The following is a 13,107-nucleotide window of genomic DNA, read 5'->3' as shown; positions in this document are numbered from 1 at the left end:
CAATGGGCATGAGGACAATCAACTTGTAGGGTGCTCTACTACTTTCACGATCGACGGATTATCGAGGGGTTGAGATAGTAGAGTGCCTTACTAATTGTGACACTTGCATAATTCCTGATTTTTTAACCCCAGATAAACACAGATGAACGCAGATGAAATTTCGTCTGCGTTCTTTTAATTAAGCTTAAATCCTTTAGCAGCTAATTGTTGGCGGAGACTTTGAATTATTACGCTATCTAGAGTATTCTCGCCTCTATTGGTACTAGATTGGCGCTGTTGTTCAACATATTCGGTTCGCTTTTGAGATAAGTCGCGGATTGTCTTTTTAATGCTCTCTCTTTCGGCTTTCTTGGCAGCTACATATGCTCTTTTTTCTGTTAGAGTCATAACACGCATAATTTCCGGCAAAGCATCGTCTGATAGTGACTCCAGCGTAACTCTTCCGTTTTCGAGAGCATCGAGCAAATCCCAAGAAGCATTATCATAGTATTCAGAAGCTTTGGAAACACCACGCATAAGCAAATTTCTGCCAGCATTACTATCTTCAACTTCTTGACGTTGTTGTCCTATTCTTCCTTCTCTACCGTAGGGAATGTAGGTTTGATTTAGTTTAGTGTTCCAACTAGAAATTTCGTCATCGTAAGGGGACTTAATTACCACAATTACTTGGTTTTGATTAATATTGAAGTGACTGCCTTTTGCTACAGTAGCTCCTGATGCCCAAAGTTGTCGCTCCTGACTTTCCGCTGAACCACAGTAGATAGTATTAATGATAGTATCTCCTTTAACAGCTAGATTGACAGATTGTGTCCAAACTATTGGGCCTTGATCGAATGGTTCATTACCCGCAATAAAAATCACGCGAAAATCTTCCTGATTTTTACTCCAGTTTAATTCTTGCATTGCCGAGCGAATTACCCAGCCAGCATATTCCTGGCCGCCGTTGGTTTTGATACTAAATAGCTTTTCGGAAACTAAATCTAATTCTGGAGTAAATCCAGTTAATAATCTCACAAAACCTTCCGAGGAAGGTAAGCTGTCATTGCCATAATGGTAGACAGCAACTTCTAACTCTGGCACTTCGCCATCTTTGGTGACTTTAGTTAAAAAATTCACAATTTGCCAAAGTTGAGTACGAGTCTGGTCGATCAGTCCATCCATGCTATTACTAGAATCTAAAAGGATGGCAATCTGAATTTTAGCTTTGGCGAAAGCGGCTGTGGGAAAACACAAGATACTTAGGGTTAATGCTGTAGCGAATAAATTTTTAGCTAGTTTCTGCATGAATTTTTCCCTAGGAAATTATTTTTTATCTAATTATAGTCAGTGATAATAGAGATTTAGTTCCAGGTGTCAAGTAATTTATAACAATATTTTACATTTGGGTTCGATTCATTACAGAACTTATCAACTCCGATCGAAGAAACCGGGTTTTTACCGAATTTGTGGACTGCAACGCGTCTTTTCGTAAAAAATCCCGTTTCTGGTCATTCATGGGTAACTCAGACCAAAGAAACCGGTTTTTTTGCGAAAATTATTCGCTGTTACCAGAAGATGCGGCCAAAAACCCGGTTTCTTGAGCTTGGCGCGCAAGTCTTTACAAAAATTTACATCTAATTTTACAGCCACATCGACTGCACAGCAATACTTTCAACGATATGCCGAAAAAAAGTTTCAGAATTTCGCAAAAAAAGTCCCAACTCATCCTGATAAGTAAATGTAGGAAAAAAGTTGCGGCCGCACTTAACTATGAACGATAAATCCAACCCATCCAAGGGGGAAGACAACTTATCCGACGACTCCGATGCTGTTGAGGCTGGGGGAAAATCGAAATTATCCGATCGAGATTCCGCCCAGCAGCAAATCCTCGAACTCGTCACCCAAGCTTGCAAGCATCCCCTGGGCAGTCCCCGGCGAGGTTACTTTGTGGGTAAACTCATTCGAGAAATTCTCAAATCCGGCAAACTCTGGAAAGAAAATACACCTCACTACGAAGAGGCATTGCACAAGACATGGATCTATTTATCTGCGAATTTATGTGAAGCTACCACAGCAAAACAAGCTTACAATCCCGAAATAAGCCAGATTACGAGTTGGTTAAATCCCTATCTCAAAAAGCGACTGTTAGATTGTTATCTGAAGCAACAACAAGAAAGGGAAAGACAAAGCAGCGATCGAATAGTTTGGCTAGACGGAATCAAAGAAGACACTATCAATTCAAGCAACAATCTCGTCGCCGATCCAGATGTAACTTTCTATTTAGACGAACTTCTAGAATGGATAGAAACCGATCCCAATAACGAGTTAAAAAGCAGACACGTTAGAGGTAAACCACAGCTCAATTGCCAAGTTTTATTGCAGCGGCAGTGTTTGTACGGTCAAAGCATTCAAGAAATAGCAAAAGAGTTTGGCTGCGCCCCCTCCACTGTATATCAATTGTTCAAGAACGACTGCCGCCACCTGCTGCAGAAATTTTCGGAAAACCAAGGATATCAAACTTTTAACATAACAGGATTACAAAAACCATGAACTCGAATAACCTTTCAGAAATAGACTCTTTGCCCATGCCAATTACTCAAGACTCACTGCATATTGCTAGACATTTTTCATCCCAACAACGTCACCCACAAAAACAAGAGCAAGTTTATTTAAATACTTTGGCAGTGCTGGCAGTTCGTGATTACCTCACAATTTTGAGTATTGAAACTGACTTAACTCAATGTGATAGCTGGAATCCCGCAATGCGCTTGTTTGCAAATGCGGCAGATTTGTATATTAAAGGATTAGGTAAAATTGAATGCCGCCCGATTATAAATCGGTTTCAAGATTCATCGTCCCAGACACCAGACATTTACCCGGTGCCTTTGGAAGCCAGGGAGGAACGCATCGGTTATATAGTTGTAGAAATTGATGAAGAGGAAAAGGAGGCGAGATTATTGGGGTTTTCTCCGACGGCGAGTTCAGGCGAATTAGTATTGAGCGAATTACATTCTGTCGATGATTTTTTAGTACATCTAGAACATTTGTTTGAAGCTAAAATTGACCTAAATCAGTGGTTTTTAAATGTATTTAATTCTGAATGGCAACCTTTTGAGGCGGTGTTTCACCCGCAGCCGCAGACTTCGCCCCGCAAAATTGAAAATCCGATTTCGTCAAAATTGGGCAATTGGTTTAAAAATGTTTTTGAAACAGGCTGGCAGAACATTGGGCAAGGTAAAAAAAGTTTAGAAGATGCAATTTTTCCTGATAAAAATCCAGATTTTGCATTCCGAAGTGGTGGAAATTCTAGATCGGAATCTCCGTTGTCAGGGAATCAAACTACTATCCGTCAGACATTCCCGGAAGCGGATGTCACGCGGGCAAAGTTGATTGATTTGGGAATGCGTTTGGGGAGGACAACTGTTGCTTTGTTGGTGGCGATCGCCCAACAAAGCGATCGCACTGTCAGAGTTCACGCCCAGTTGCATCCGGCGATTGGCGATCGTTATTTGCCTCGTAACCTGAAACTGTCGTTAATATCCGATGCTGGCAAAGTTTTAGATGAGCTTGAATCGACTGTTCAACAGCAGTGCATTTCACTGGAATTTGAGGTAGAACCCGGAGAGAGTTTTAGTATTCGACTTGCGATCGATGATTTGAGCGTAACAGAAAACTTTATGGTATGATTTTGTGATTACTGTTACCACAGCAAATTTGTCAGGAACCTCAGCCCTGACGGCGTGAGGCTTGAAAGAGAAATCTCAAAAGCCATCCTGTCCAGCCTAAGTCTTAACTGACTACGTTTTTTGAGTCATGACACCTTGGGATGCGTAGCTAGTCCCTCGCTCTGTCGCTAGTGGTTAAACAATTCTAAGGTCACTGGAATAGTGCTGCTAGCTCAACAAGCTCTTAAAACATTGGCGAAGCTAACATTACCCCCGCAAGGGAGGCTCGCAAGAGCAAAATACTATGCGTACAGGATTGGGAGGTTTGAAGCGGTAACTGTCCCGCTGAAAGTACAACACAAAGGTACACCGAATTAACCAATTCCAAGGCGGTAGTAAATCAAAAAACAATGTAAAGCCGTCCTAGAAAGACGGGGTTTCTACCCATTTTTCTGATGACTTGGACTGTCATATTAGCTTTAGGGTCGGGAAATCTTCTTGAAGGATTTCCTCACATCACTGCACAGTTGAAAAACCAAGCCCGATCTATCAGTATTCAACAATTCAAAGGAAGCTTGCCACCAGCACCAGATATTGAGGTGCTGCACAGAAGATGGAAAGCTGCTTGTACGGGACTCCAATCTAGCAGAAGCGATGCTCGAATAAAAGTCAATTATGCCAGCACGACTCACATTTCTGAAACCAATCCGGGCGCTATATATGAAGGTTTAAAAAAAGAGATACAATCGTGGCTGAAAACAGACGAATTTTACAGCAAAATTGAGGTCAAGCTGAGGACACGAATCGGCAATCCCTCGGAAGCTGCCGTTCAAATATTTCTAGAGTGCGATGATTCTCGGATTTCCGAGTTGCCTTGGGATGCGTGGAATTTTCGGGAAGAATACCGCCAAAGTGAAATCATCCGCAGTTCGTCCGAGTATACAATACCGCACCGGCAGGAAACACAATTAGGAATAGATGTAGCTTCTAGAGGCAGAATTTTATGTGTTTTAGGTAACAGTAAGGGAATAAATGTTAAAAAAGATCGCAGAATTATCGAAAAAAGTTTGGGCGATAGCTGCCAATTAGAATTTTTAGACAACCCGACACCGGAAGACTTTAACGATCGCCTTTTTGATGAAAAAGGCTGGCAAATTTTCTTTTTTGCCGGACACAGCAACAGTGATGACAATGCTACAAACGGAAGGCTGCACATCAATCAAAATCCTACCAACAATACTGTCACAGTAAATGATTTAAAATTAGGCGTACAGCAAGCGAGTTTTAAAGGCTTGCAATTGCTAATTTTTAATTCCTGTTCGAGTTTTGGATTAGCAGCAGATTTGGTGGCTCAGAATCATCATTTGCCGTCAATAATTGTGATGCGCGCGCCAATTCCAGATCAAATTGCTCACGATTTTGTGAAGTCTTTGCTTAGATACTTGGCGGAGGGAGATCCTTTGTTTTTGGCAATGCGAAAAGCTAAGGATGATTTGCAGCGCTGGGAATCTCGATTTCCGGGCGCTAGCGGGATTCCGGTGCTATGTCAGCATCCAAACTTTGAGGAATTAACGTTACCGGGATGCGGCGCAGCTAAACCTGTGATTTCAGCAGCGGATGGTGCGGCACCTCGCCCAAACCGCCCCCAATTTACTGTTTCAACTAAATTTATGCAGCGTACAAGCATCAGTTTAGCTGTTTTGGCGATCGGCTATCCACTCACTGGCCCCAATCTGGCAGATGCCATCAACGCATTTGGGCGGGAAAACCACCGGAAAAATCAATTTTTAGCCGCTAAAATTTCCTACAATCTAGCTGCATTAATCAATCCGATTAACGGCGAGCCTTACTATAACTTATCCGAACTTTGTAAACAATTAAGCGATCGCCAATGCGAGCGAGAAGCAATGCAAAGTGCAGTCTGGCGGGGACTTCCAGAAGCTCACGCTCAAATATCCAAATCCTTCTTGCTGGAAAATAAACCTGAAGATGTTTTAAATGCGATCGGACTTTGCTTAAAAACTACTAAATACGATGGAGTCAAATCAGCTTGTTTCAAAAATCGTGGCTGGTTGCGATTCACTCAAAAGCGATACAATTCAGCGGAAGCAGATTTAAGAACAGCCATATCTCTTAACAGTAATAGTCCCGAAGCTCAATGTTTTTTAGCGCAAGTCCTCGAAACTAAAGGTAAAGTACAAGAATCACTAAAATATTGGCAACAAACCTTTAATCATGCGAATTCTAGCATCCCAGAACAAGATGAATGTCTCGAAATGGCAAAGGATCGTTTACAAATCGTAGGAAAGAGCAAATGAAAAAACAGACGGCATTTTGTATAGGTGCAAGCGCGATCGCATTTACATTGATTGCGATCGAAATTCTGCCTGATTCCTGGGAAAATGGCCCAGGTTTCCGCGAAATATTGGCCAACAATCCGATAATTTCCCCAGCAATCGCAGCAACGCAAAGAATACCCAACGGACAAATCCTGAATATTAGCGGCGAAGTGCAGCTACAGCGTCAAGATGGCAGAAATATTCGCCCGACAATCGGTACGCCAATTTATCCGGGCGACAAACTGCAAACTTCACAAAACGGACAAATTACTATCCAATGTGCGGATTTAGGAATTCAGTCAATTAAAGCAGGCGAAAATCAATTAAATAGCTGTTTATTGGCTAGCAACAAGTCGGAGTCTGACTGCAATAAAAATTTAATTAAATGTCCCGATCGCGGTGATGATAGAATTGCTTGGAATAATGCGCCAATTCCTTATACAATCAGTCCGAGGCGGACGCAATTGCTCGACAGCAAACCGACTTTGCGTTGGAATCCGGTTGCGGGTGCGACTAGCTATAAGTTGAGCCTCCTCGAAAATAATGCGAAGTTAAATTGGGAAATGACGGTTAGCGGTACTGAGGCTGTGTATCCGGGGGAACCGGCGCTGAAACCGGGTATTAAGTACAAATTGATTGTGGAAACGAATACGGGGGTTTCTTCGGAAAGTCCGCTGTTAGAGGAAGATACAGAGTTTGATTTGTTGGATGAGAAAGCAGTTGAAGGGGTGAAGGAGGCTGTGGGGGCGATCGACAAACAACTGTCGAATCCAGCGGCTAAAAAATTAGCAACAGCACAGATATATCTTAGCACAAACTTGAATGCCGAAGCAATAGAAACCTTAGAAACTTTACCAAAAGCCGGAGTAGAAACAGCGCCAATTTACCGCAAGTTGGGGGAACTGTATCGGGAGCGATCGCAATTGATGCCGCAGGCTGAAATATATTATAAAAAGGCGATCGAGACAGCTAAACCCGATGAGACTGAGGAGCTAACCGAGGCTCGTTACGGTTTAGCACAAGTTTATTTGTCTATGCGGAACTATCCCGAAGCGATACAGTATTTGAAGTTGTCACAAGAGGGATATCAAAGTTTGGGAGATTTATCAATGGTGGAAAAAATAGGCAAGCAATTACAAGATGCCCAAAGGAGGAAAGATCGGCAATAGTAATGTGTTGTGAAGTTAATTGTGGGTAAATTAACGTCGCAATCACCAGACTTTTTAGGGGCGGGTTCGTAAGGGATTTTGTCACCCACAAACAATCTTAATAAACCCGCCCCACCAATCACTTAATATCCCGGTTCTTGATAAGCAGGTTCTTGATAAGCTGGTTCTTGCCACTCGCGGCGGGGGGGTTCGGGATTGGGATTGTAAGGTACGATCGCACCATCATCATTCACAATCATCCCATGAATAATCCTATTAGGCTGCACCGGTTTTGCCTTAATACTGCCTTTGCGGCCCTCCAACTTCGGCAACTTCGGAAACTCTTCAACCGGCATTCCCTTGACAGCTTGACTCATAAAATCGCGCCAATTGTAGGCTGCAGTACCGCTAGTTCCCCACGTCGGATAGTTGTCATCATTCCCCAGCCAAACGCCAGTCACCACCTGCGGAATATAACCGATAAACCACAAATCTCGCACGTTTTCTGAAGTACCAGTTTTGCCGGCAACAGCGCGATCGTTTAAAGCAGCAGGCCCGCCCGTACCTCCAGTTACCACACCCTCCAACATCCAAGTAGTAATCGCAGCACTATCCTTATCCAAAACCCGCTTTGGTTTAAAATTAGCCTTATAAATCACATCTCCCCGCTGATTTATCACCTTAGTAATTCCGTGCGCTTCAATAAAATTACCTTGGGATGCTAAAGTACCGTAAGCATTAGTTAACTCCAGCAAATTCACCTCAGAAGAACCCAAAGCCAGGGAATAAATCGGACTTAATTTAGACTTAATTCCCATATCGTGGGCTAATTTGATCGCCGGCTCAAAGCCGACATCAACCAACACTTTCACCGCCACCACATTCACCGAAGCCCTCAAAGCATCAGACATCGATCGCCAGCCACTAAACTTTTTGCCGTAATTGTTCGGTTGATAGCCGTCGAAAATAATTGGCTCATCTTGATAGCTGTCGTAAGGCGAAAAACCGGCTGCTATTCCTGCGGCATAAACCAACCCCTTAAAAGTCGATCCGGGTTGTCGCAAAGCCTGAGTAGCACGATTAAATTGGCTTTCCTTAAAATTTCCGCCGCCGACGAGCGCCTTAACTTCCCCAGTTTTAGTGTCCATAGAAACTAAAGCAGCCTGTTCAAAACCCTGACTGCGGCCATCAACTTCGATCGCATCTTTAACCACCTGTTCCGCTATTTTCTGCCACTTCAAATCCACCGTCGTCTCGACAGTCAAACCGCCAGCTTCCAAAGCATCCTTAGAAATATAGCGCGGCAATTCCTTGCGAATGTAACTAGCAAAATAAGGCGCGACTACTTTAAATCGCTTCGGCGGACTTTGTTTAACAGTGATAGGTTCGGCCATCGCCTCCTTCGCCTGCGCTTCTGTAATTACCTTTGCGTCTTGCATTTGTTTGAGCACAATATTGCGGCGTTCCTTAGCAATATTCGGATTAACCAAAGGCGAATATTCGCTCGGTGCAGGCGGCAAACCCGCCAAAGTTGCCATCTCTGCCAAAGTTAATTGATCGACAGTTTTGCTAAAAAAAACCCAAGCCGCATCTGCGACTCCGTAGGAATCCGAACCCAAATAAACCAAATTTAAATATCTTTCTAAAACTTGGTCTTTACTCAACTCCCGCTCTATTTTCTGAGCTAAAAGAGCCTCCCGAACTTTTCGCTTAAGACTTCTTTCTTGATTGAGAAAAACCACGCGAGCCAATTGTTGGGTAATTGTACTGCCGCCCTGCACCAAATCTCTCGCTACCAAATTAGAAGCTATCGATCGCACAATACCTTGATAATCCACCCCGCCATGTTTATAAAAACGGCGGTCTTCGATGGAAATAAAAGCTTTCTTCAACAAATCGGGAATTTCATCAAGTTTTAGCTTGTCTCTAGTTGCCGGCCCCGACTGCAACAAAATCGTATTGTCTGCTGCCTTAATTGTCAGCGTGCCGTCGCGGTTAAAGGCTGACAAATCGTTAACATCCGGCAAACCTTTATTTAAGGTGTGCAAAATCCATAAACCGTATATTAAAGCGCCACCGCCCACACTAACAACACCTATGGCTATCCAAAATCGCGGGCGGCGGGACCGGAGCTTTTTTAACTTTTCCTGTAGTTTGCTATTTTTCGGCAGCGCGATATTTTCCGGTAGTTCAGTATTTACTTGCAGTTGGGTGTTTTGCAAGCCGCTATTTTCCGGTAGTTTGCTGCTATCGAACCTCTTGATGTTTTTTGATGATCTCGTTCTGCGCCTACCGAATACCGGCTGCAACAATTCTCTTCCCTTTGCTTGCAGCATAGTAACTTGAGGTTCAATTTCCAACCAAACGATTAAGCGCTTCAACCCTTGCCAATGGCGCTGGACTCTTGGATATTCACCGTCTTTTGGGTAGGAATATTCTGATGCTAATTCAGACTCTTCTGGAGGTTCAGCATCTTCTGATACCACATACTCCGATCGCTCATCCGTTGCCTGTGGATACAATTCAGGCAGGGACGGTGACGAGTTTAGCCCCGTGCTATTGGCAGCATTTGGCGATTCTCGATCGGAATTACCCCTTGCTGCCTTAGTGACTTTGCTCAATTTATCCTTGATATTTGAGAAAAATTCTGCCACGTTCAGACCTTCAAACCTCATCAACTTCAATTAAAAATTAAAAATCAAAAAGGCTAGCCTCCTTCAATTTTTAATTTTTAACTTGACATTTTTTATTCAACAACACTGCGAACAGTCTTGAGTTAATTATTTTGAATTAAAAACTATTTAACTCAAAATTCCCCACTCTTAATTCTTCTTAACTCGCATGACCAAGTGCCAAGGCTGCTACCAGCATACCCAAAACCAGGAAAGGCTGAGCGCTAGCCTGATATTTAACATCATTTTCCAGGGGATTGCGTAAAAAGTACATATCCTGAAAAGTAATTTGGGGAATTATCAGCAGCAGGAGAATGACAGCGTAAAGGTTTTGGTGGATGCTGATCAGGTAGCCTGCAATCCCAGCTTGAAAGATGTCGATCATCAACACGCAAATCCAAGCTGCAGTGCTGATACCAAACATCACTGGCAAAGATTTTAACCCTAATTGCCGATCGCCCTCGACACTTTTAAAATCGTTAACGATCGCAATTCCCAGCCCTGCCAAACTATAAAACAGGGTCAAAATCATAATAGTAGCATCAAGTTTGCCGAACAAAGCGTGACCGGCCCACCAAGGCAGAGCAATGTAACTAGCACCCAGGGCATAATTTCCCAACCAGCCATTCTGCTTGAGTTTCAGCGGTGGCGCAGAGTAGATGTAAGCTAGAAACGCGCCGCCGAGAGTCAAGACAGTCATGATTGGGAATTCGTGACCCGCCCACAAGTCTAGAGCATAAGCCACCCCAATGCCTGCGGCTAATAATACCAAAATTTGCGTTACTACTTGGGGAATCGAGATGATACCGGAGGGAATCGGGCGGTAGGGTTCGTTAATAGCGTCGATGTCGCGATCGTAAAAATCGTTCAAAGTTTGAGTGTAGCCAGTAAGCAAAGGCCCTGACATCAACATACAAGCTGCCGCGATCGAAAAATTCTCTAAATTCCAAACATAGTTTCCAGAAGACGCAGCCCCGCACACCACGCCCCAAATTAAGGGAATCCAGGTAATCGGTTTCATCAGTTGCAAGCGAATCTTCCAGATCGAAGTTTCCCCGCTAGAAGCGCCTTTCATGCCCAACAATTGCCGAGTTTTGGCACTGCGATCTGCGGTAGCAGCACTTTCCGGTGCAGCTTCTGGGGAGATTTGAGATGGAGGAGAGTCAGACATAATTTGATGTTAGCGGTACTGCTACTGTTGTGTCGTTGTGCGTTTGAATAATAATTCTGACAGTATACAACTGATATTTAAGGCAATGTCTGGAAAACTTACCCCGGATTGGAGTTGATGCTAGGGAAAATTACCATTTTTACCAATATTGTTTGATATCATTATTTGGTGCAAATGTCAAGATTTTTAAAAGTTTTTTTGAATTTTTCGTTGGGTTCGCCTGCTGGGGAGATTTTTGCCAGCAGGTAGATTCTATGTCAGTTACCAGGATGCGATCGAGCTTTTTGTCCTGCTAACCTTGAATCATCCGATCGAGCCAAAACCGGTGGCAGAAACTCAATATGTCTTCTACATGACTTACCCAACTAAGCAGTTCGTACTAAGCTGTTGCGGCCTGTAAATTCTATGTCACAAAACAATTCCCCGTATTGTGGGGTGGGCTGTCCCCTCCTGAACATACAATTTAAATGCCGCGACAGTTTAACAACTGCAACTTAACAAATATGGCGGTAGGAATCAAAAGGCAGTCCCGTGCGCCGCTTGACATCAACAACTGATTTGTATGCACCTTTGATCTGCCTTTCTCTAACTATTGTTTCAGCCACAACCCGATCTAAACCGCTCTGAATTAACTCTTCCGGCGACAGAATATTTAACCGTTTCCAACTAAATTGTGATTCTTTTTGATAATTGTAGCTGAAGCAAATCATCGGAGCGATGCGTCTGACGTGACTTTCTGGAACTCCGGCGATTTCCGATAACTCTTCGGCGTGGGTAAAAATGTAGCCTTCGTTTTGCAAAGATTCAATATCGTTAGCGTAGACGATGGGCAAACCCAATATTCTGACCAAATCATCTTTGGTGCACTCATTAATATCTATTTTGCCACGTAGGTTAGCCAGTTCTTGGGCATTTGTCGCAGTTGCAGGAACGAGTAAGCCTTTGGGTGCGGTTTTGATGAGATAGCGCTTTTTCAAGGCAAAAGCAGTGACAATTTGAGCTATCCAAACCAGAGTCCCCAAATTAGTTGAAGAAGATAGCGCTAGTGCTGCTAAAGTAATGCCAACACCCCATCCCATCCAACTGCGAATATTTGTTTTTTGGCCTGCATAGGCGATCGCCAATCCGCCGAAGTAGGGAATAAAAGAATACCACACCCAGTTGGGAGTTTGACGCAGCCAGTATAAATCTTGAGACACTGTAGTTTTATCCTCGATCTATTTTAGAGTTCAATACGGTTCACTTAAAAATGTTTCTTCCCCGGAGATCCCCCTAAATTCCCCTTAAGAAGGGGGACTTTGAGAATATCTTGTCCCCCCCTTTGTAAGGGGGGTTAGGGGGGATCTCCGGGCTTAACTGAAGCGTATTGGTTTATATTTGACTCTTGTTTAAATCCCACCCTTTTGATAGTGACTTCCCTTCTTGCTTAGATACGTTAAATCCGTTAAATCGGTTACAGAATCCGTGGCCGAACTTCTTAATTACAATTCTCGGAGCAGTTTTTGGCGTTTTTCTTCATATTCTTCGGCAGTAATTGCGCCCATATCGTAAAGTCCTTTCAATTCGGCGATCGCCCCTGTCACATCTTTTGCCCCTCTGAGCATATACCCAGAAGGCAATACTCCGTGATTGTACTGTACCTGAAAAGCTTGTTCCGACATCAGCAGCAGACCGATAAAATCGAAAAATGCGATCAGTGAGGGAATTAACGTCCAGGAAAAAAGCAAATAAAATATTCCTGCTACGTTATTTCCTAAATAAAATTTGTGTCCTCCGAAACCTCCAATAAAAAAAGCTAACACAACTGCTACGGTTTTATCTTTTACCATTTTCTCTTTCCCAGTTTTTTTACTTTAACTTGTGCGATCGAGCGAAGCATTATTACTAATTTTTACTCATTTATTAGGGCTTTTGCGAAATTTAGACATGGCAAAATACAGCAGAACTATACCGGCTTGAGCTTGTAGAATGACCAAGTAGCCTCTCATGAAATAATTTAGTTCGCTGCCTGAATTGAGAGAAAATATTAAAATGCCTAGAGCTGCGTAGGGTGCCAAACGCATCCAATTCGGTGCTCCCTCTAACTTGCGGCTGTTGAAATTGCTCATTCGTGCGACCCATCTACAAAAACCG

General features: G+C 43.2%; 11 protein-coding genes. 5 read left to right on the top strand and 6 right to left on the bottom strand.

Going from position 1 to position 13,107, the window contains the following annotated elements; all coding sequences use genetic code 11:
• Window positions 1–174 precede the first annotated feature (174 nt).
• Window positions 175–1,284, bottom strand: a complete 1,110-nt coding sequence (locus QUB13_RS14580) for a hypothetical protein (protein WP_333381924.1) — start codon at window positions 1,282–1,284, stop codon at window positions 175–177.
• A gap of 465 nt (window positions 1,285–1,749) precedes the next feature.
• Between QUB13_RS14580 and QUB13_RS14575 the strand changes: the two genes are divergently transcribed.
• From QUB13_RS14575 to QUB13_RS14560, 4 genes are all read left to right on the top strand, one after another.
• The gene (locus QUB13_RS14575; protein WP_333381920.1) at window positions 1,750–2,529 is read left to right on the top strand and encodes a helix-turn-helix domain-containing protein; all 780 of its coding nucleotides are present in this window, start codon (window positions 1,750–1,752) and stop codon (window positions 2,527–2,529) included.
• Window positions 2,526–3,665, top strand: a complete 1,140-nt coding sequence (locus tag QUB13_RS14570; RefSeq protein WP_333381918.1) for a DUF1822 family protein — start codon at window positions 2,526–2,528, stop codon at window positions 3,663–3,665. Before QUB13_RS14575 ends, QUB13_RS14570 begins: the two co-directional genes overlap by 4 nt.
• Before the next feature lie 434 nt (window positions 3,666–4,099).
• Entirely contained in the window at window positions 4,100–5,962 is a 1,863-nt protein-coding gene (locus QUB13_RS14565; RefSeq protein WP_333381916.1) for a CHAT domain-containing tetratricopeptide repeat protein, read from the top strand.
• Window positions 5,959–7,152 (top strand): tetratricopeptide repeat protein, encoded by a 1,194-nt coding sequence (locus QUB13_RS14560; RefSeq protein WP_333381914.1) that lies wholly within the window; start codon window positions 5,959–5,961, stop codon window positions 7,150–7,152. Before QUB13_RS14565 ends, QUB13_RS14560 begins: the two co-directional genes overlap by 4 nt.
• A 122-nt stretch (window positions 7,153–7,274) precedes the next feature.
• Here the strand turns inward: QUB13_RS14560 and QUB13_RS14555 are convergent, their stop codons facing one another.
• Together QUB13_RS14555 and chlG are read right to left on the bottom strand one after the other, a co-directional pair.
• Window positions 7,275–9,806, bottom strand: a complete 2,532-nt coding sequence (locus QUB13_RS14555) for a transglycosylase domain-containing protein (RefSeq protein WP_333381911.1) — start codon at window positions 9,804–9,806, stop codon at window positions 7,275–7,277.
• A gap of 157 nt (window positions 9,807–9,963) precedes the next feature.
• Window positions 9,964–10,974, bottom strand: a complete 1,011-nt coding sequence (gene chlG / locus QUB13_RS14550) for a chlorophyll synthase ChlG (RefSeq protein ID WP_333381909.1) — start codon at window positions 10,972–10,974, stop codon at window positions 9,964–9,966.
• Between the two features lie 235 nt (window positions 10,975–11,209).
• Between chlG and QUB13_RS14545 the strand changes: the two genes are divergently transcribed.
• Window positions 11,210–11,374 carry a hypothetical protein gene (locus QUB13_RS14545; protein WP_333381907.1) on the top strand — a complete coding sequence of 55 codons (165 nt, stop codon included), beginning with the start codon at window positions 11,210–11,212 and terminating at the stop codon, window positions 11,372–11,374.
• 94 nt (window positions 11,375–11,468) lie between these two features.
• On the opposite strand, the gene QUB13_RS14540 is transcribed toward QUB13_RS14545, so the two are convergent.
• The 3 genes from QUB13_RS14540 to QUB13_RS14530 form a co-directional block, all read right to left on the bottom strand.
• Window positions 11,469–12,173, bottom strand: a complete 705-nt coding sequence (locus QUB13_RS14540) for a helix-hairpin-helix domain-containing protein (protein ID WP_333087408.1) — start codon at window positions 12,171–12,173, stop codon at window positions 11,469–11,471.
• Window positions 12,174–12,455: 282 nt separating this feature from the next.
• Window positions 12,456–12,803, bottom strand: a complete 348-nt coding sequence (locus QUB13_RS14535; protein ID WP_333087409.1) for an NINE protein — start codon at window positions 12,801–12,803, stop codon at window positions 12,456–12,458.
• 66 nt (window positions 12,804–12,869) lie between these two features.
• Window positions 12,870–13,082: a hypothetical protein gene (locus QUB13_RS14530; RefSeq protein ID WP_333381904.1), complete on the bottom strand. Its 213-nt coding sequence runs from the start codon at window positions 13,080–13,082 to the stop codon at window positions 12,870–12,872.
• Window positions 13,083–13,107: the final 25 nt, after the last annotated feature.

The organism is Microcoleus sp. B4-D4, assembly GCF_036705185.1.
Classification (GTDB): Bacteria; Cyanobacteriota; Cyanobacteriia; order Cyanobacteriales; family Microcoleaceae; genus Microcoleus.
The sequence above is the reverse complement of the archived record's forward strand: the minus strand, read 5'-3'. Positions and strand labels throughout refer to the sequence as shown.

What these genes read in the sequence shown, in the direction of transcription:
- QUB13_RS14575 (WP_333381920.1), top strand. Translation starts at nt 1,750, where the DNA reads ATGAACGATAAATCCAACCCATCCAAGGGGGAAGACAACTTATCCGAC.
- QUB13_RS14560 (WP_333381914.1), top strand. Translation starts at nt 5,959, where the DNA reads ATGAAAAAACAGACGGCATTTTGTATAGGTGCAAGCGCGATCGCATTT.
- QUB13_RS14580 (WP_333381924.1), bottom strand. Translation starts at nt 1,284, where the DNA reads ATGCAGAAACTAGCTAAAAATTTATTCGCTACAGCATTAACCCTAAGT.
- chlG (WP_333381909.1), bottom strand. Translation starts at nt 10,974, where the DNA reads ATGTCTGACTCTCCTCCATCTCAAATCTCCCCAGAAGCTGCACCGGAA.
- QUB13_RS14555 (WP_333381911.1), bottom strand. Translation starts at nt 9,806, where the DNA reads ATGAGGTTTGAAGGTCTGAACGTGGCAGAATTTTTCTCAAATATCAAG.
- QUB13_RS14565 (WP_333381916.1), top strand. Translation starts at nt 4,100, where the DNA reads ATGACTTGGACTGTCATATTAGCTTTAGGGTCGGGAAATCTTCTTGAA.
- QUB13_RS14530 (WP_333381904.1), bottom strand. Translation starts at nt 13,082, where the DNA reads ATGAGCAATTTCAACAGCCGCAAGTTAGAGGGAGCACCGAATTGGATG.
- QUB13_RS14535 (WP_333087409.1), bottom strand. Translation starts at nt 12,803, where the DNA reads ATGGTAAAAGATAAAACCGTAGCAGTTGTGTTAGCTTTTTTTATTGGA.
- QUB13_RS14570 (WP_333381918.1), top strand. Translation starts at nt 2,526, where the DNA reads ATGAACTCGAATAACCTTTCAGAAATAGACTCTTTGCCCATGCCAATT.